Below are 19,355 nucleotides of genomic sequence, written 5' to 3'. Positions count from 1 at the left end.
ATCGCCCTTGTTGCCTTATCTCACCGGTGCTGACCGTTACACGCAGACAGGTGAGCGACGCGATAAGGTTCCGGCATGACGATTGTAAAAATGGGCCTCATCAGGCAAAATCTTTCGTTATCTGATAAAGCCGCCTGCTGCTGCATCAATCAAAAGCTAACTAAAACCGGAGGATACTTAGTCTGAATCTAAGTGTCAATGAAAATGAGCGTTTATACTAATTTCAAATTTCCGAACTCGAGCGCTGAAGCTCTGGATCGCGTTGTCGATGCCTATGGCTTTACCATGAAAATGCAGCTTGCAGATCACCTTGGAATTGCCGCAAGCAGCCTGTCTGCACGCTATAAACGTGATGTTTTTCCGTCAGATATCGTTTTGCAGTGCGTTATGGAAACGGGGGCGGACTTGCAATGGTTGATTACGGGTAAAGGAAGTAAGTTCTCAGAAAGCAAACCTGACACACCGACACTGGTTAGAAAAAGACTAATCAGCGGAAAAATCGAGGATGCGGGTTATGTGATGCTGGATAAAGCCTTATATGCGCCCCTGAAGCAGGAACCGCGCAACGCTTTTTTACTGTTGGCCGAAACCACGCAATACATCATCGATACTGACTTCGAAGATATGCATGACGGCGTCTGGTTGGTCGAAATTGAAGGCACAGCCAGCGTCAGAACGCTGACGCGTATTCCGGTCAGGAAAGTCCACGTCAGCGGGATTGGCGTGGCCTTTGATTGTGGGATTGATGACATCAAACTGATTGGCCGGGTTGTACTGACCATTCAGTGACAGGCCCGATTGCCTGGCGACGCGGGGATGTCCTGTCGTGAGGCTGGGCAAGCCAGACTCTGTGATATAAAAAAGGGGCGTTACCGCCCCTGTTAAGCGATCAAACCTGAAATGCTTCAACCATGCCGCGTAAGGTGTGCGCCTGCTCTGACAGGGAGTGCGAGGCGGATGAGGATTCTTCAACCAGCGCCGCGTTATTCTGGGTGACCCCATCCATCTGACTGACGGCAACGCTGACCTGCGAGATCCCCTGCATCTGCTCTGACGAAGCCATTGATATTTCATCCATTGCGCCCGCCAGTGCATTGACCATGCCAACGACCTTCAGAATACTTTCTCCGGTTCCGGCGGCGACATGAACGCCGCTATCCACCTGTTCCACCGCATGTTCAATCAGTTCCTTGATCTCTTTTGCGGCAGTGGCGCTACGCTGTGCCAGGATTCTGACCTCGCCAGCGACGACGGCAAAACCGCGCCCACCCTCTCCCGCCCGCGCTGCCTCAACCGCCGCATTTAACGCCAGAATATTGGTCTGAAACGCAATGCTCTCAATTACGCCTGTGATGTCGCGTACTTTTGTCGCGCTCAGGGCGATGTCATTCATGGTATGAGACATGCGCTGGACTTCGGACTCGCCGCTGCGCGCCAGGGTTGCAGCCTCGCGGGCAACGGTAGCCGTGTGTTGTGCACTGGCCGTATTGCTCTTCACCGTGGCGGTGAGCTGCTCCATACTGGCCGCCGTTTCCTGTAGGGCCGCAGCCTGCTGTTCTGTACGTGATGACAGCTCAGTATTGCCCTGAGCAATTTCATCGGATGCCGAAGCGACGGAGCCGGCGGTCTCTTTGATTTGGCTAACCAGACGCCGCAAACTGGACTGCATATTCGCCAGAGAAGCAAGCAGACTGGTTGAATCGTTGGCACGCAAGGTGACCGGTGCGGTTAAATTGCCGCCGGCAATCGCCGCAGATAATGCCTGCGCCTGAGCAGGTTCACCACCGAGCTGACGCATCAGCACGCGTATAATCATATACCCCGCTGCGACGGAAACGACCACCGACAGGGAGGCAAGAATCAACAGAATCAGCGTGGCCCGGCGCACATTTTGACTGGTGATTTCAACGGACTTTTCACTGTCTTCCATTTGCAGGCTGGTCATCTCTTTCAGCGACTCAAGTAATTGCCCCTGCAATGGCCGAACCGTTTTTATCAGATAAGACGTCGCGTCCTGCTGCTTATTTTGTAAGCCAAGCTGGCCGGCATGTTCCAGCGCCGCCAGTACCGGGCCCTCGCTACTTACTATCTTATCAAAGGCCTCTCTGGCCTTTGGCGTTGAATCCCTGGCAACCATTGCAGCCAGACGCTCACGGTTCTCTTTATAGCTCGCTTTTTGCGTGACAATACGTTGCCACTCTCGCTGCATTTGGTCGGGATCCTTAATCAGGGCAAGGTTACGCACAATGACGGCCATGTCACGTAACCCACCGTACATGTCCATCCCCACACGGTATTTCTTCATTTTGACATTTACGGCTTCATCCATGCCGTTACGGGCATTATTCATACCGGTATAGGCCACTGAGGTGCAGATAATAAACAGCGTAATTAAAAGGCCAAAACTCATCGTCAGGCGCGTTGAAATTTTCATTATGGACTCCCTGCTTATGGTGAAAAACAGATATCGGTTAAAAAAGAAAAATCCACAGTAAAAATTAACACAACCTCAACAAAAAAAATAATAAATGATTGATAATTATAGCTTTTAAATAAAAACAAAATTAATTTGACGAATATTAAATCTTAAACTAAAAGAGAAGAATTTCATTTAGAAAAAGAGAATAAAACATTGTATTGGTTACTTTCGGGCGATAAGAAAAAATATTCAATCGTGGTTAACAGGGAAGACTCGCCGTTTGCCGCTGCGGCGTCAGAGCGTGCCTTACCGTGTACCACTTCTTCACTGTAAACAATACTTAAGCGCAGGAAAACACGCAGGCGATGACGCACGCAGCGACACAAAACGCGGCACAGAGATTGCAACACAATCCTCAGCTTCGAAAACGTCTTGCGGGAGTAAGCGGAATGTATGTTTAACCGGTATTGAGCACGTGGCGATACTCATCGTAAGTCATATGGCTTTAATTATCTGACCAGAATATTACCCGGTAAAAGCCCTGTAAGACTTTATTGTTGACTAAAAAATAAGGATCGCCATTATCGTCACCCCTCAGGATAACTTTAATTTTTTTTTCATTCTTTGCGAGCGAGGCTGCTTTTTTATAACAAGCATCCCATACATACCTATTTATGATTAGATGAAAATTAAAAAAGAAAAATAATTTGGCTTAGCCACACTGAAAAGAAAATTTAGTGAATCTTTAACATGATAAACAGAAGAATGCACTCTATACTGTCTTTCACTGTGAAAAATGGGTCTCGCCCTGCCGTTAAATCAAACAGATCGTTGATAATAAGCGAAAAATTTCCATTCTATTACAGTAAAAACATAACATAATTATATTTTGATGATTTTATCAAAAGACACCACTCCACCTGGACCGTAAGTAATGAAAAAGATTCTCGACAAACTCGGCCTGCCGACAAAATTTTTTATCCTCGGTATTTTTGCTCTGGTTTTATTTATATTACCTACCTATCTATTTATTCAGACGGGTAATGAAGCGATTAACGTAAAAACACAAGAGTTACAGGGCGTACCGATCGAAAAAGATATCCTGACATTACTTAACCTGATACAGCGCCATCGTGCGGAAAGCGCCATCGCTATTTCCCAAAATAAGCTGGATAACGCACCACGCGTAGCGCTGGCTTCTCAGATCGATGCAATGTATGAAAAAATAGCCTCTGAATTGCGTCAATATGATGCCAGCGCACAACCCACTCAGCGTTTTTTAAACGTTCAGACCGCATGGTCACAGCTACAACAGGACGTGTTAACGGGGAAGTTAACGCTGTCGAGCAGCCTGACGCATTATGCCCAACTCATTCAAAACCTGCTGGACACGAATCAAGACATTCTTGATTTGTATAGTCTCTCTTTAGATGCCGACCTGAATACTTATCAACTTATTATGAGTATTTATGGCCGCCTGCCAGAGCTGACCGAAACGCTCGGGCGCATCCGGGCAAGTGGTACGTCCATCATTGCGGCGGGGGATAAAGCTGACGAATCCTATCGTGGCGCCATGGAATATCAACTTGAAGGCGGCCGAAATGCACTGGAGAAATTCAGTAATGTACTGAATAAAGCCTTTACCGTAGAGCCAGGACTGAAAACTGACTTTGCCGCGCAGGCGCAGGACGCCTATCAACGTTCGGCCAGCGTGCTTAAGATGGCGGAAAACGTCTTTATCACGAAAACCGTGCAGATTACGCCTCTGGACTACGTAAAAGACTTTACCCAGGCGATTAACGCCTATAACGATCTTGGCACCAAACTCAGCCAGCAACTGGCAATCACGCTCAACGATCAAATCGATCAACGTCGTCATTCGCAGTATATCCTGCTGGCCGCATTACTGGTGTTAGCACTCATTGCAGTCTTTGTGGCGTTTATGATTAGTCGTTCGGTCACGCGCCCTGTAAAAGAGGCGGTGGCAGTGGCCAGTAAAGTTGCAGCGGGTGATCTAACCACCGTAATAACGGTATCGGGCAATAATGAGATCGCCGAACTGCTGAATGCCCTGGCGCAGATGCAGCTACGTCTTTCGCTGTTAGTGACCAGTATCAAAAATAACGCGTCAACCATTGCCAACTCGTCGGAAGAAATTGCGATGGGTAATAACGACCTCTCATCGCGTACGGAGGAACAGGCCGCCTCGCTGGCTGAAACCGCCGCCAGTATGGAGCAACTGTCGTCCATTATTAAACAGAATGCCGATAACACACGTTACGCCTCCGATATGGCCGTATCGGCGACTAATGCGGCCTTAATGAGTGGTGATGCGATGAACGCTGTCATGGCGACAATGCAGAAGATTCGTGGCAGCTCAAGCCAGATTGAGGAAATCACCGCCGTCATTGACAGCATCGCCTTTCAGACCAATATACTGGCGCTTAACGCCGCCGTTGAAGCGGCTCGCGCCGGCGAACTGGGTAAAGGATTTGCCGTAGTAGCGGCCGAAGTGCGCGCACTGGCGCAGCGCTCAGCCGGTGCCGCGAAAGAGATTAAAGGTCTCATAGAGCAATCTGTCGTTCAGTCGAATGAAGGCTTAACGCTGGCGCAGGATGCGGGCAGCAAAGTTAAGCAGAGCGTTGAGGCCATAGAGCAAACCTCTCAGCTGATTCGCGATATCTCATCATCGTCTGAAGAGCAGAGCAGCGGCGTAAGCCAAATTAATATTGCCGTTAACCAGATGGATCAGGTGACACAGCAAAATGCAGTACTGGTTGAGCAGTCGGCGTCATCCGCAGATGAACTGGCAAAACGGGCCAGTGATTTGCGCGACATGGTTTCTGTGTTTCGTACAGCCTGACCGCCTGCTCAGTTAACCGGCGATGCAGCAGCATGACCGCCAGAGCCCGGCACTGCCCGGGCTCTTTCTTTGGCAAAGATGAAAAATACGTCAATGTACAATTGAATGATTGCTCAAAGAAACTTATTCTGTTGCCCGCAAAAAAAGCCAGTAAAGGTTTTCGGTGCCATTGCAGTGCCGCCTGCACATCCGTGCAGTCTCATTTTGATGCTGAGCAAACCCCCACTGGAAAAACCTGTGCTAATCTTTCGGTCTCAGAACCGCCTTCCGGGGAGTATATGAATAACGTTTTTGACGAAAAAATGACGGACATCATCATCGGAGAGATGGTGACGCAGCTACTGAATGAGGATGCGGCAATTTCCTGGCGCCTTCTCCTTGAGCGGCTGCAACAGCTTCTGGATACCGAAAGTGATGAGGTACGCATTCGCGCAGCATTGCGGGCCATTGAAGAAATCCGTGCGGAGATGATTTCTCGTCCGGCTGAATCGCAAACGACAGAACTCGGTGATCTCAGTATCCATCACCTTCATTAAGTCGCTGCCAGGCAGCGGCTCACCCTACTTTCTGAAAAACGCTTTGCACGAGTAAGCGCCTTGAAAGGTATTCACATAACCGACGCGCTGATTAATAAAGGCACGTTTTCGCTGACGGAGGTCGAATGAGTGATGACACCGCCATGCAAGACATCTATTCCATTATTGGTACGATAGTTGCGCGTTTGCTTAAACCCGATGGCGAGCTCCATCTTCAGGATATTGTCAGTTCACTGCATAATTACAGTGAACAGAGCACAGAGCAGCTTGAAAAGAAAGCGTGTCAGGAAGCGATACGCCTGCTTTCCCGACAGTTTCATTAAGATGATGAAGCACCGGACTAGCGGTGGCACCGATACCGCTTTATCAGTACAGGGCGATGCGCTTTTATTCCATGACAGATTCAGCGAGACCGCGCAGGCTGTATCTTACGCATCGTCCCTGGAGGATGTTCGCCCCACAACAATTTCCAGGCAATGGCGTAACACGGCCAACTCGGTGCTATCTTCCGTGCATTCTAGTTCGGCAATCAGACGTATGATGATGGCCTTACTGGTCACCTTTTGTCCCTGAATGACGATGTCACGAATCACCGCATCCAGCACTGCATTTTCAGCCTGAAGTGTGTCACCCGCACGGCGAAAGAGATGCAGTATTTCTGCTTCTGTCGTGTTTTGCTCAATGTCGATAATATTCGGCATGATGATCTTCTTAATCTGTATCTGTGAAGGTAAGTGACGTCATACTGACTGTTCAGTGCTGCAATCCTGCGTGCATACCAGCAACCGCTGCGTTTTTACCCTGCATGCATCGCCCTGAAGGCCGCCCGGACTTAGTGCTTACGACTGTTGTCCGGAATGCTCTGACCAAATGCCAGTACGGTGGCATCAATCGGGTCACGTGCGGAGGCAAACTCGTTGCGAACTTCCGTGAGCGCCATTTCAATAGCCTCGTGCCGCTCGTCGTGAGTTTCATCCCGGAGCATGATCTTAAGTCTGTTTGCCAGTGTCGCACCACTGATGGTGTCATTGCTGTCAAGCAACGCGGTAATCGCCTCGCCCATGACAATTTCAATAAGTTTCTCTTGTTTATCTTTTTGCATACCCGCATTCCTGATGACATTGTGCCCCTGTAACCGGGCAAACCAGCCTCAAATGCTCAGGCCTCTGATGACCTGCTTATTTGACCAATCAGATTACTGCTGCGGGACGTGAATGCACGTGTGAGTCGCAGCGTTCAGCGGTCAAAAAGCATACTGATCAGTTTCTGATAATGTTGCTCTTCAAGCGGACTGGCCGACTGACTCAGTCTACGAATCAGCGCGCTACAAATGGCCTTACGGTTAAGGCTTTTGCCTGCATGAAGGATCTCCACGATGACCTGACCCAGCGTCGCTTTTTCGTAAGGGAGCGTGTCGTTGCCAAAGTAACGGGCAATATCGTGAACCGTATTGGACGTATTTTCGTTCTGACGCATCATGAATCTCCCAAATGAGAAATAGTATAAACGTTAGTCAACGCAATGTTCACTAAACTTATACAACATCTGGAAAATTGTACAGGAATTCTCTTAACTGGCTGGCAGGGTTATTGTGCATAAAGTGCTATATCATACTTAACAGTCACTTGCGTAAGTATCAGATCGCTAACCGTCTTACAGCGTTGTGATTACACCACAGGGCAGAGGCGAGGCGGTAAAGCAGAGGCAGAGAGGTCATTGATTACCTTTTCTTGACTAACTTGCCAACGTTTGGCTATGTACGGTCGTCATCCTCTTCCGGATTAAGACGAATAACATTTTCATCTGTTTTTCCTTCCTGACTGGCTGTCATTAACCAGCGCAGGCCGGAATCCCTCCTGACGGGTGAAGGTCTGAACTGCTTTAGCCAGCGTCGCGCCGAAAAAATGTCGGCTAATCTGTTATCACAGGTTTCTGACTCGGCCATCATATTGAGCTCCGCAATGAGTGTATCAATACTAATTTCTTTCTCACCAAGGGCAAGATTGACCACCGCTTCGCCAAGAATGACATGACTTTTCTCATCGTCGTGAAATAACACTTTACGCTCCTCAATCGGGCAATTAATCACTATTGTTTTTCACATTCTAGTAATAATCAAACAGATGACAAAAGCCTTTTTCTGCCGAAAGAATAGTAGCCTGAAGTGATAAAAATGATACTTTTGAAATGCCTGTTTTAACTTAATGAATTGCAATAAATTTATTAAATTCCTGGCCTGAATGCTGTCTGATAAAGACTATTCTGAATATATCTATAGTACGTCTGACAACACCTGCAGGCCTTGCCAGGCCTGGCCCGGCGTTATGCGTGTATTTTCAAAGGCACGTAAAGACAGATATCCGTCAACGTCGAGATATTATCGTTCAGCTTTTTGTAAGAGCAGTATTAATATTTTTTGTTGTGGCGCTGATGGTTATACTTCCTGGCGACTGTTTACGCCCCATGAATAAAACCCTGCTAATGATAATGTTATTCTCTTCGGTAATGCTTCGCACTAAAACGTTATTATTAACGTGCGCCATGCCTGTGCCTGTTCATTTAGCGGCGTTTATGCTCTTATCACAGACTGAAATATTCACGCACAATGGGAAGCCAGTCGCCGCTGTCAGCCAGCTCTGAAGCGCCAGTGCCCGCCTTACATATCGCCGCTTTACCCTGCCAGATCTAAGCCAGACGGCTGGCAACCTTTCTTTCGCCAGCAATCGGTAATACTGCTGTACAGCGGCCCCCAGGATCGGTTAACTTGCGCACAAATATCCCTACTCAGCTTCAAGGAACACTATGCGCCAGGACGGTTTGCCGCCCTCAGGAAAAACCAGCAATCTGGCCCATTATTTCAGCCAGATTGATCACCCATATCAACTTGAAACACTTGGCAGGATCGCAGTCGAAATTCTTCGCGAAAATAAGCCTGTGAGTCGACGCATCATCTGTCTGAAGCTGATTGGTTGTCTTGAAACGGCAACGAATGAGGACGATGCGTCACATTATCGTGAACTTCTGACGCTGCTCTTCAGGCAATAAACGTTACACGCGCCTGCTTACCTGCCTCTCGACTCACCATTACCACGCTGACGTTAATGCCCTTCCTTCTCTTACTCTGTCTTCTGTCGTTATGCACAGAAAACGGGCTTCCGTCAGCGCTGGCCTGCAGGCAGATTTACGGCCTTCCCTGACGCGTTGAACGTGTAACAGAGAGGCAAGGCGCTGTTTAAAGTGCAAAAAAATGCCCGAACCTCGTTAAAGGTCCGGGCCGGAGTTCTCAGGGAAATCCTAAATGACTTCCAAACAGCGTTATTACACTAGTTCACGCTTTGGATTGTCGCCACCCGGGATCAAACAAATTTTCTCTATACCTGAAATGCCTCTCTCTTTTTTTGCGGATAAATGCCCTCAGACCGCTTAAAACCTGCGTCGCGTCACGTTTTCACAAACGTGTCATCGGTTCGCTCAATCTTCCTGGCACAGGGCCGATAATCTTAGTGTGAGTTGATTATCACAATGATTGTCCTGACAAACGTTGCTCACTTCGGCACCCTCGCGGTGCCGTTTTTTCTGCCACATCGGTCAGGACAGCGTCATCTTCGTTAACGCTCAGGACCCTAAACGTTAACGCCGGAAGAACAGCAAATCAGGGTTGGGGGCAATTGAGCGGCGTAACATAAAGCTTTTCGAAGCGAGGCGCGCTGACGGGTGCCCCCATCTGTTTGCCCTGTAAAATGTCACACGCCGCAGCACAAATGAATTCATGCTGTGCACGGTTCTCAATACCTTCAGCCGCGACCGTGATGCCCATATTTTTGCCTAACGAAGCAATCGCGTTAAACAGCAGTCGGGCTTTGTTACTCTGCTCAAGTTGGCCCGTCAGCGATTTATCTATCTTGAGACCGGCAACACAGCGATGCTGCAACAGGCTGAGCGAGGCCAGGCTGCGACCAAAATGGTCGATGATAAATAACGCCCCCGTATTTTTAACCGCATCCAGAACCTGTAATTTTGTCTCATCGGCGTCGGTAAGCAGCGGTTCATCGATTTCCAGTTCGACAAAGCCTGCATCTTCCCCGGCACAGTGACGGATAACATCGGCCAGACCCGTTTCCAGCAACTGACGTGGGAACAGATTAATACTGACACGCAAGGCCGCGTGTTGACGCCGCCACTGCTTAATTTGACTGACAGCGGACTGAATGATCCACTCCCCAAGTTTGACTGACAGCGGACTTTTAATCAGCATATCAATAAACTCAGCGGGAAAAAGGATGCCACGCGCGGGATGCATCCAGCGCACCAGTGCTTCGCAGCCGATCAATGTCCCATCGGCCCCATTAAAACGCGGCTGGTAATGCAGAACGAACTGATGCTGACGTACCGCAGCTTCCAGTTCACGCTCAAAACGGCGTCGCCCCTGTTCCGCCTCACGGAATTCAGGCTGAAAGAGAACAGACTGGCCTTTCCCGCGCGCTTTGGCGCGGTACAGCGCTAAATCGGCGGCTGACATGACCGATGACGTGTCGGTGCCATGTAAGGGAAAACAGGCCACACCTGTGCTGGCTCCCACCGTCAGCACCGATCCCATGTAATCAAATGGCATCTGGATGGCCGCAGTGAGTATGTGCGCTATCCCCATGGCCTCATCGCAACCATTGGGTAGCAGGACGATAAACTCATCGCCGCCAAGTCGGGCTGCCGCAATCGCATGGGTACAAACCGCGCGAATCTGCTCAGCCACATGGCACAGCAAGGCATCGCCTGCGGCATGGCCTAGTGTATCGTTCACCTCTTTAAAACTGTCTAAATCCGTCATCAGCAAGGTATAAGGTACGCCGGATTCCGTCAGCTTACTGAGTTGGGTCATAAACGCACTGCGGCTGGCAAGACGCGTCAGCATATCCAGTGACGCCAGCTCACACAGTCGCGCCTCGCTTTCATAACGCAGCGTAACATCGCGGATAATCATGCCGACATAGCGTTCCTCCCCTTCGCGCCAGCCCGAGAAAGAAACTTCTGCCGGAAACTCTTCACCGTTGCAGCGTTTCCCCCAAATCTGCAGAGTACGAGGGACTGCGATCGCGTCATCGTCATGCTCAAGCCGATCAAGTTCGTTGCGGTAGTCGGTCTGGCAGCGTTCCGGGATCAGTCCGGCGACATATTTTCCCATCATTTCGCTGGCGTCATAGCCAAACATGTTGGTCGCGGCAGGGTTCCAGAATGTAATCCCGCGATTCAGATCGGTACAAATAATGGCATCAGGCGAGGTGACCGATATGGCTTCAAGCCGCTGCTGACTGGCGTGGCGCAGCACTTCCATACGATGAACCTCCATGCGGTCCATCACCAGCGCAGCCAGATCGGTCAGGTTCTGACGATCCGTTGGGCTCATTGCAGGGCGGGGATGATTATCGGTCAGACATAATGTCCCAATCCTGTGCCCGTCGGGCGTAATCAGCGGGACGCCAGCATAGAATCGAATATAGGGATAACCCAGCACCAGCGGGCTGTTACAGAAGCGGGGATCGTTGAGTGCGTCAGGTACACAAAGAATCGAGTCACTCTCAAGCGTATGATGGCAGAACGCCACGCTCCGCGAGGTTTCAGTAATCTGCAGACCATAGCGAGACTTGAAAAACTGGCGTTTCTCATCGATCAGTGACACAAACGCCACCGGCACGCTAAACAGTCGCGCGGCCAGAATCGTCAGGCGATCGAACGCTTCATTCGGCGGCGTGTCCATCAGGTTATACTGGGCCAGTGCACGCAAGCGCGCTTCTTCAGCGCCGTTTTCGTTTGAGTGCTTCAGAGTATGTCCTCCTGAGGTCGTATACTGTGGCCGGGCATCTCACAGTAAAAAGAGGACGCCTGCAATCAGACAGAACCAGGTAAACGTTATCTGCCAACCTGAAACCGCAACAAAGGCCCGCCTGTACAGCAAAAATCCCAATCTCAGTCATCTGCTCTGATCACGGGATCGCCTTTAACTTCGACCCCGTTTTTACTGTTATCGTCCTCTCAGAGATGAACTTCATAGTCTGAGGCTGCTTATCTGTGTAAAACGGTAAAAATCGCTATTTTTTGGACTGTGGCACCAGTTCATAATAGGGATGCTTGCCTGCCAACAGCAGCAGCAATTCATACTCGCCCTGACTCAGTAACGCGACTTTCGCCGTGGCTTCTTTTGTCTGCCAGGCGCGTAAGCTGAGATCAAAGCGTTCGGCTGCGCCCTCCTGTGACAGACCTGCCGCAATACGCAACTCTCGGACGTTATTCTGGACGGGCACGGGCCGTCGGACGATTGAATTTCCCAAACCAGGCTCCCTGTTGTTGACTTAGGGTAACAGTGCCTTAGCGCAGCCCGTATCGGTTCTCTCACACGGTCATGAGCCACCGCCGCAGCACACATTTCATAAGAATACTTAATCTTAACGGGGGAAATGTCAATCGAGGGAAGGCCGTTCTGGCAGGAATTTTATGGGTCCGAATCTATGCTTTGATCAACTTATATCACTTTCCCTTAAGCGAAACGGCATGAATTTTAAAAAACCAATAATTTGAGTTTATTTCGTAACGCAAGATGTAAGGAAATATAAATTTAAAACAGGGCGTTCAACAATAAATTCCCCCGCCATAAGGCGGGGGCATGAAAACCACAGTGGTTATTTTCCATTGAAAAACAGACCACCGGCTGGCTTATATATCTTTATTTTCCAAACGCAATCCAGGCCGCATCATCTTTTGTCGCCACAGAGACCGAAGGACGAAGAGGTTGCGTGGCCTTATGGCTGGCTGAACGGACAACAGACGAGGTTGTCACGGGCAGTGTAAACCGTGTAATGACGCTGGTCAGTGTCTCAGTCTGGCTGCTCATGCTTTCCGCAGAGGCGGAGATAGTCTGCACCAGACTGCTGTTTTGCTGCGTAACCCGGTCAATTTCCGCTACGGCGAGTGTGACCTGAGAAATACCTTTACTCTGTTCTTCGGAAGCCAGAGCAATCTGACCAATCAGGTCGTTCACGCTGCCGACGTTACGTAACACCTCTTCCATCGTGCTGCCCGCCGTGTTGGCCGCATCACGTCCTTGACTGATACCGGCGACCGTATCCGCAATTAATCCTTCAATCTCTTTCGCCGCTTCGGCACTGCGTTGCGCCAGAGAGCGTACTTCGCTGGCCACTACGGCAAAACCGCGCCCCTGCTCTCCGGCGCGCGCCGCCTCGACGGCGGCATTGAGCGCCAGAATATTGGTCTGGAACGCAATACCATTAATGGTAGCCGTAAACTGACGTATTTTTTCTGCGCCCACAGACAGGCCTTCCATCGCGCCAACCACCGTTTTCACCAGTTGTTCGCCCTGCTGAGTGGTTTGCGCAGTGATGCCAGACAGCGCGCGCGCTTCACGGCTGTTTTCTGCGTTATAGCGCACGGTCGCGGTTAACTGCTCCATGCTGGCCGCCGTTTCTTCCAGCGCGGCTGCCTGAGTTGCCGTCCTGTTCGACAGATCGGCATTGCCTTTAGCGATATCGCTGGCCTCATCCCGTAACACGGATGCATTGTCGCGAATCGCCAGAACGGTCTTCAGCAAACTTTGTTGCATTTCTTTAAGTAACGGCACCATTTGCCCAACACAATTCCGACCAAGATCTTCGGGTTCCTGGGTCAGATCGCCGTCAGCAATGATGCGGAAGTGGTCACGCAGTTTTGCTACGGGGCGAACAAGATGGACAACCAGATAGCGGTCACAAAAGAAAAGCAGCCCCGTGACCGCAGCCAACGTAATCAAAAACAGTTCTACCAGTCTCTGATGCTCTACGCTCAGCGGCGCGTTATTGCTGGAAATCTGCTGCGTCAGAGCACGGAGTCTTTCCTGCGCAGCCGCAGGATAATCCTGTGGCGCGCTGGTCAGCGCGGCACGGTAGCGCTGCCACTCATCACCCGCAGGCACGTCTGCCGCCAGCGCAGCACGATTCGCTGTCGCATTCTCCTGCATCTGCAAACTGGCACGATTAAGGAAAATAAGCTGCTCTGTCAGGCTGTTACTGCGCGTAACTTCCCGATTAATGTCTTTGAGAATCACCGAACCATAGGCACCCGCAAGCGCAATGACGATCACGGCGATAATGAGTATCCATAAGACGACACGTCTTATCGTAAAATTTTTTAGAATATTCATAGTATTTCCCCGGTGTGGCTGTGTAAAAACGTCAATAAAAATATTCATGCCTAATAGTTGCGGGCAAAACAATAGCGCGCTACTCTTTATAAAAATAATTGTGGCAGTGTTAATGAAAAAATAAAACGTAAAAATTGATTAAATGTGTGCATCGTTCATAACTAAGAAATTTATTAAAGAAAATAAAAAGAGACATAAACCCAGAACACGCCTATTATTTAGTGAAAATAAAATTATTTCCTGTTTTTCCTTTCGCGCCCTTTGGCCAGCGTTGCGGTGCTTCTATCCGACACTTTTTCTTTTTAATTTCGCGCCGTTATCAGTACGGAGCGGAGGACACACATGCTTATGAGTCTCGACGGCGATCCTGAACGCCGCATCCGTGCCCTTGAGGCACTTCGTCATCCTGATGAAAGTCGGGATGACATACTGAGAAAATTTGTCAGACTGGCCAGTCAGGCACTGAACATTCCCGGCAGTTTTATTTCTATCATTGATGATGAGTTTCAGTATGTGCGCGCCTCACACAATTTTAAGCTGGAACGTTCATCCCGGGAGGATTCACTTTGTCGCTATGCGGTAGATGGTGATACCGCCGTCGTCGTGCCTGATACCTATCTCGACAGCCGCTTTGCGGACCATCCCCTGATCGTTGGGGCGCCCTTTATTCGGTTTTATGCGGGCGTCCCACTGAAAAACCGTGATGGCATAAACCTGGGTACGCTGTGCGTCACGGATGTTCAACCGCACCCCTTCAGCGCCTCACAAATTACGACGCTTCAGTTACTGTCATCATTAGTGATGTCGTTTCTGGAGGCCTGGCATTCTGCGGGCTTTGTCGACCCGGTGACCGGGCTGCCCAACCGCCAGCGCCTGATTCGTGACATGCATTATTTATCGGCAGCAGGCGATACAACCTTACGCCGCCTGGTCCTGATTGACTGTATTGATATGCCGCGCGCCTATGAACTGGCCCGGTCGATGGGTATGGGGCCCGTTGAAAGCCTGCTCAAGGATGTCGCTACCCTTTTGCCCCTTCGGCTGCGTCCTGCGGCCAGTGACATTATTTATACTGTTGCCACCGGGCGTTTTGCGGTGCTGACGCGTGCGGACAGCCGCATCAGTGCGCACTGGGTCGCCTGTCAGATGGAAGGCATCAGCGCCGACCTGGGTGAAGGCCTGTCAGTGGGGCTCAGCACCCACACCGGCGAGGTCGATTTCGTCTCCGGTATTTTCCCGCCCCATGAAACCCTGCGCCAGGCGGTCAGCGCCTTGCACGAGGCCATTGGGCGCGGTTTACCCTCTTTACGCTTTAGTGAAGCCACGGATATCAGACGTACGCAGGATTTCACGTTAATCAACGATCTGGCGCGCGCGCTGCGCGAAGATGTGGGCCTTTATCTGGTTTATCAGCCTAAAATTTGCCTGCAAAGCGGTAAACCCATCGGGCTTGAAGCCCTGATTCGATGGCATCATCCTGAACGAGGCGAACTCTCACCGGCCACTTTCATCCCGCTTGCCGAGCAGACCGAAACCCTTACTGCCCTGACATCATGGGTGATTGACAACGTTATCGCCCGCCTGAAGCGCCTGCGCAACAGCTGTATTCAGTTGCCTGTTACGATTAATGTGAGTGAGCGCGATTTCTCGCTTGACGGTTTTGCGGATAGCCTGGAAGAGAAAATGCTTAAAGCAAAACTCCCTACCTCCCTGCTGGGAATCGAGTGTCTGGAAACGGAGCGCATTGTTGAGAGCCCCTCGTCCATGCGGGGGCTTGAGATGCTGAAACTACGCGGCTTTGGCATTTCTCTTGATGATTTTGGTACCGGCTACAGCAATATCAGTTATCTGCGCCGGATGCCGCTGGATGTGATCAAGCTGGACCGTTCGCTAATTAGTGAGCTTTCATCCGATATGGCCTCACGCATTATTGCCCGTAATATTATTACCATGCTGAAAGAGCTGGATTATGTGGTACTGGCCGAAGGCGTGGAATGTGTCGATACCGTGGAAGCGTTAACGGAATATGGCTGCGATCAGGCCCAGGGTTTTTTCTATTCCCGTCCCCTGGCAGACAGCGAACTGGACCACTGGCTGCACTGGAAACTCCGCGAAATGTGTTAAGACGCCGTTGGGTTCACGCCCACGGCGTTACCTGGCAGGATAGCGAGAAATGTTCCCCTCATGGTTCACCATGACGCAGTTACGGCCTTCGTCTTTTGCCGCATACAACGCTTCATCTGCCCGCCTGAGTAGTGAGGCGTCGTCGCCCAAACCGTTTAAGGTAGCGACGCCGAGGGAAACCGTCATGCTGTTGATAAACGGAAACACCGTATGACTGACGGCCTCACGGATGCGTTCTGCCATTGCGGCCGCGTCGCCCATAGAGGTGCCCGGCAGCAGCAGCACAAACTCTTCGCCGCCGAACCGGCTGATTACATCCAGCGTACGGCAGCGCTTTCTTAACAAACCCGCCAGGCTCACCAGGACTTTGTCGCCAGCATCGTGTCCATAGCGATCGTTGATGATTTTAAAGTGATCGATATCAATGGCAATCGCACTCTGCACAGGCTCCTCGCGGTGCTGAGCCGCCTGTGCATAGAAACCGCGACGGTTATTTAATCCGGTCAGCGGATCGGTCATGGCTTTATCGTTCAGGTCCGCAACATGCCCGGCGACCGCACGCCGGTGATGCTGAACCGCTTCTCTTAATCTGTCAGCTTCGTTGTACCAGGTGTTAACGGATGACAGCGGATCCGGGCTGGCCTCACTGCCCCCGTCACGCACCATGCCTGCCAGTTTTTCCAGCGGATAAGAGATGCGGGACGCCAGAAAGGCCATGCAGGTTGCAGTCAGGACGATGATGATCAGAATAAACCAGAAGGCATTTCTGGCCGTACGCGTCATCAGGCCATTTACCGTTTCTGAGGTACCGGACATAAAGATATTCCAGTCCGTTTTTTGCAGGCTGGCGTAACCGATAAGGTACTTTTTGCCCGCGTCCTGAATCATAAACTGGCCGCTCATCGTGGCCGCCAGGCGTTTCTGTAACGGCTGACTTAACGCCATGCGCGTCCCAACACGCGTCGGATCCTGACTGAAAATAATCGTGCCATCATCACTGACAATACTGACCGATGTGCCATCACCGTAATAATGCTGGCTCAGGATGTCACTCAACATACTCTGTTTTTTCAGGTAAATCGTTCCCCCAATAAAGCCGAGATAATGACCGTCATGCGCAAAAAGGGGATGCGAGATAAAGACCACATAGTTGCCCGAGGGTGAGATAAAAGGCGAAGAAATAAACGGTTTTTGTAGCTTATTCGCCTGTTCCGTTTCAGCGGTGTCCACCTTAACACCCAGCAGAGACAGGCTTTCAGGCGAGATGGAGGCGATAATAGAATGGTTATCCAGCACGACTACCGAGTTGAAAAAACCTGACTGTTGTAACAGGCGCGTAGTTTCGCGATGTAACAGCTGAACGTTATTCAGGTCAGCGATCTGACCGGCGCTCCAGGCCAGTTCACGTTGGGCAATGGCAAGATAATGATCGGTGGTGTCGGCCAGCTTACGGGCATAGGCAATATTGCTGTCCAGCAGCGACTCTTCAATATTACTTTTTTGAAAAAGAAACAGCGCGCCCAGCAGCAAGCCGGAAGTCACAATGACACTTCCTATCGATAACGCGGTGAGTAACGTTCGAAGATGGATTTTTCTGCGATACATAACGGAATGTGCTGAGAATAAATTATGCAGATAGTAAACGCTAATCAGCCAGACAAAGGGCAGAATAAACGTCACTTTTGTTCTCTACAGTACTGAATGAGTGGCAGTATTCATCCGCAGGCAGCAAGCGACACTTTTTTACCTGTGTGCAGATTCTCACCGTGTTGAGGCGTCATCTGAGCTGGCATCAATCATAGTGGCCCCGCACGCAATACCGCTATAAGAGTAGTTAATTATTTTTCCTTAAACAAAATAATCCAGTTATTCGATGGTAGATTCTTTCTTAAATATACGTCAGTTCGTTAACCCCGTGTTGAGGAGTACGCTGAAAGAAATTCAGGCGCTACTCCTTGCGAAGTAATGAAGCGTCGCAAGCGTTCTGAATCGCGTGTCTCCTCTTTTCTCTCCGACCTTGCCCGGCGTGCTGATCACGACGCACAACAGAAGGCGCTCTCGTTCATCCGGCTGTTTTTTATGACAATGCGCATGCTATGGTAGTGATTTGCGTTTATGTGGATACCTTTGATGAAAAAACAGCGGGTTGGCATCGTCTTTGGCGGGAAATCTTCAGAACATGAAGTGTCGTTGCAGTCAGCAAAAAATATCGTTGATGCCATTGATAAGACCCGGTTTGAGGTCGTGCTATTGGGTATCGACAAACAAGGGCAATGGCACCTCAATGACGCCTCCAGCTTCCTGCTGAATGCAGAAAATCCGTCACTGATTGCCCTCAATCGCACGGCAAAACAGATTGCCCTGATTCCCGGCGAACCTGAGCAGCCGCTCATTGCCCGTGACGATGCGCATTCCCTGTCACAGCTGGATGTCATTTTTCCGGTGGTTCACGGTACGCAAGGCGAAGATGGCGCGTTGCAGGGGTTACTGCGCATGGCGTCGCTGCCCTTTGTCGGGTCGGATGTGCTGGGGTCGGCGGTCAGCATGGACAAGGATTTCACCAAGCGTCTGTTACGCGATGCCGGCTTGCAGGTTGCCCCCTGGCTGAGCGTCACGTCTTCACAGCTGAATCAACTGGACACCGAAGCCGTCATCGCCCGCTTCGGCCTGCCGCTGTTTGTTAAGCCTGCCAATCAGGGCTCCTCGGTGGGCGTAAGTAAAGTGACCCATGCCGCAGCGCTCCTGCCCGCGCTGGAAATGGCGTTTACGTTCGATCGTAAGGCCCTGATTGAAAAAGCCATTAAAGGCCGGGAGATCGAATGTGCGGTGCTGGGTAACGAAGAGCCACAGGCCAGCCCGTGTGGCGAAGTGGTGGTGAAAGAAGGCTTCTATTCCTACGACACAAAGTACATCAGCGAAACCGGCGCACAAACGGTGATTCCTGCCGCCATCCCACCGGACGTCGATGCGGCGATTCGCCAGGTAGCGATTAAGGCATTTACCACACTGGAATGCTTTGGCATGGCGCGTGTCGACGTGTTTTATACCGAGGAAGGCGAAATCGTGATCAACGAAGTGAATACACTACCCGGTTTCACCAATATCAGCATGTATCCCAAACTGTGGCAGGCGGCGGGCCTGAGCTATCAGGACCTGATTACCCGACTGATTGAACTCGCTATCGCACGCCATCAACAGAGCGCCCTGCTAAAAACCAGTATTCATTAA

Annotated in this window: 16 protein-coding genes; 7 read left to right on the top strand and 9 right to left on the bottom strand. The window is 50.5% G+C overall.

Annotated features, from left to right (window positions below; genetic code table 11):
• Positions 1–204: 204 nt before the first annotated feature.
• Complete coding sequence (locus C1N58_RS20435) at positions 205–789, top strand: phage repressor protein CI (protein ID WP_054633073.1); 585 nt, start codon at positions 205–207, stop codon at positions 787–789.
• Positions 790–889: 100 nt separating this feature from the next.
• On the opposite strand, the gene C1N58_RS20430 is transcribed toward C1N58_RS20435, so the two are convergent.
• Positions 890–2,434 carry a methyl-accepting chemotaxis protein gene (locus C1N58_RS20430; protein WP_394550277.1) on the bottom strand — a complete coding sequence of 515 codons (1,545 nt, stop codon included), beginning with the start codon at positions 2,432–2,434 and terminating at the stop codon, positions 890–892.
• Between the two features lie 919 nt (positions 2,435–3,353).
• Between C1N58_RS20430 and C1N58_RS20425 the strand changes: the two genes are divergently transcribed.
• The 3 genes from C1N58_RS20425 to C1N58_RS20415 all read left to right on the top strand — a co-directional run bounded on the left by C1N58_RS20425 (position 3,354) and on the right by C1N58_RS20415 (position 6,141).
• On the top strand, positions 3,354–5,282 hold the full coding sequence (locus C1N58_RS20425) for a methyl-accepting chemotaxis protein (RefSeq protein WP_394564447.1): 1,929 nt from the start codon (positions 3,354–3,356) through the stop codon (positions 5,280–5,282).
• Positions 5,283–5,314: 32 nt separating this feature from the next.
• Positions 5,315–5,818 (top strand): hypothetical protein, encoded by a 504-nt coding sequence (locus tag C1N58_RS20420; RefSeq protein ID WP_375094047.1) that lies wholly within the window; start codon positions 5,315–5,317, stop codon positions 5,816–5,818.
• A 125-nt stretch (positions 5,819–5,943) separates the two neighbouring features.
• Positions 5,944–6,141: a hypothetical protein gene (locus tag C1N58_RS20415; protein WP_394550274.1), complete on the top strand. Its 198-nt coding sequence runs from the start codon at positions 5,944–5,946 to the stop codon at positions 6,139–6,141.
• A gap of 105 nt (positions 6,142–6,246) precedes the next feature.
• Here C1N58_RS20415 and C1N58_RS20410 read toward each other — a convergent pair whose 3' ends face one another.
• From C1N58_RS20410 to C1N58_RS20395, 4 genes are all read right to left on the bottom strand, one after another.
• A complete protein-coding gene (locus tag C1N58_RS20410) occupies positions 6,247–6,519 on the bottom strand; it encodes a biofilm development regulator YmgB/AriR family protein (protein WP_394550273.1) in 273 nt (90 codons plus the stop codon).
• Positions 6,520–6,650: 131 nt separating this feature from the next.
• Positions 6,651–6,920 carry a hypothetical protein gene (locus C1N58_RS20405; RefSeq protein WP_033739952.1) on the bottom strand — a complete coding sequence of 90 codons (270 nt, stop codon included), beginning with the start codon at positions 6,918–6,920 and terminating at the stop codon, positions 6,651–6,653.
• Between the two features lie 134 nt (positions 6,921–7,054).
• Positions 7,055–7,294, bottom strand: a complete 240-nt coding sequence (gene ycgZ, locus C1N58_RS20400; protein WP_394550776.1) for a regulatory protein YcgZ — start codon at positions 7,292–7,294, stop codon at positions 7,055–7,057.
• A 277-nt stretch (positions 7,295–7,571) separates the two neighbouring features.
• A complete protein-coding gene (locus C1N58_RS20395) occupies positions 7,572–7,877 on the bottom strand; it encodes a hypothetical protein (RefSeq protein WP_394550272.1) in 306 nt (101 codons plus the stop codon).
• Positions 7,878–8,620: 743 nt separating this feature from the next.
• Here C1N58_RS20395 and C1N58_RS20390 point away from each other — a divergent pair.
• Positions 8,621–8,863, top strand: a complete 243-nt coding sequence (locus C1N58_RS20390) for a biofilm development regulator YmgB/AriR family protein (protein WP_058702157.1) — start codon at positions 8,621–8,623, stop codon at positions 8,861–8,863.
• Positions 8,864–9,470: 607 nt separating this feature from the next.
• Here C1N58_RS20390 and C1N58_RS20385 read toward each other — a convergent pair.
• The 3 genes from C1N58_RS20385 to C1N58_RS20375 all read right to left on the bottom strand — a co-directional run bounded on the left by C1N58_RS20385 (position 9,471) and on the right by C1N58_RS20375 (position 14,003).
• Positions 9,471–11,570 carry a sensor domain-containing phosphodiesterase gene (locus C1N58_RS20385; RefSeq protein WP_173476986.1) on the bottom strand — a complete coding sequence of 700 codons (2,100 nt, stop codon included), beginning with the start codon at positions 11,568–11,570 and terminating at the stop codon, positions 9,471–9,473.
• A 331-nt stretch (positions 11,571–11,901) separates the two neighbouring features.
• Positions 11,902–12,141 carry a hypothetical protein gene (locus C1N58_RS20380; RefSeq protein ID WP_033739962.1) on the bottom strand — a complete coding sequence of 80 codons (240 nt, stop codon included), beginning with the start codon at positions 12,139–12,141 and terminating at the stop codon, positions 11,902–11,904.
• Between the two features lie 392 nt (positions 12,142–12,533).
• Positions 12,534–14,003: a methyl-accepting chemotaxis protein gene (locus C1N58_RS20375; RefSeq protein WP_325992424.1), complete on the bottom strand. Its 1,470-nt coding sequence runs from the start codon at positions 14,001–14,003 to the stop codon at positions 12,534–12,536.
• Positions 14,004–14,345: 342 nt separating this feature from the next.
• Between C1N58_RS20375 and C1N58_RS20370 the strand changes: the two genes are divergently transcribed.
• Positions 14,346–16,127 carry a GGDEF and EAL domain-containing protein gene (locus C1N58_RS20370; protein WP_205955697.1) on the top strand — a complete coding sequence of 594 codons (1,782 nt, stop codon included), beginning with the start codon at positions 14,346–14,348 and terminating at the stop codon, positions 16,125–16,127.
• A 27-nt stretch (positions 16,128–16,154) separates the two neighbouring features.
• On the opposite strand, the gene C1N58_RS20365 is transcribed toward C1N58_RS20370, so the two are convergent.
• The gene (locus C1N58_RS20365) at positions 16,155–17,732 is read right to left on the bottom strand and encodes a sensor domain-containing diguanylate cyclase (RefSeq protein ID WP_394564903.1); all 1,578 of its coding nucleotides are present in this window, start codon (positions 17,730–17,732) and stop codon (positions 16,155–16,157) included.
• A 525-nt stretch (positions 17,733–18,257) separates the two neighbouring features.
• Here C1N58_RS20365 and ddlA point away from each other — a divergent pair.
• Complete coding sequence (gene ddlA, locus C1N58_RS20360; RefSeq protein WP_033739964.1) at positions 18,258–19,355, top strand: D-alanine--D-alanine ligase; 1,098 nt, start codon at positions 18,258–18,260, stop codon at positions 19,353–19,355.

The organism is Pantoea sp. SGAir0180 (genome assembly GCF_043546245.1).
Note: the sequence above shows the minus strand (reverse complement) of the source record. Positions and strands in the feature narration are given on the sequence as shown.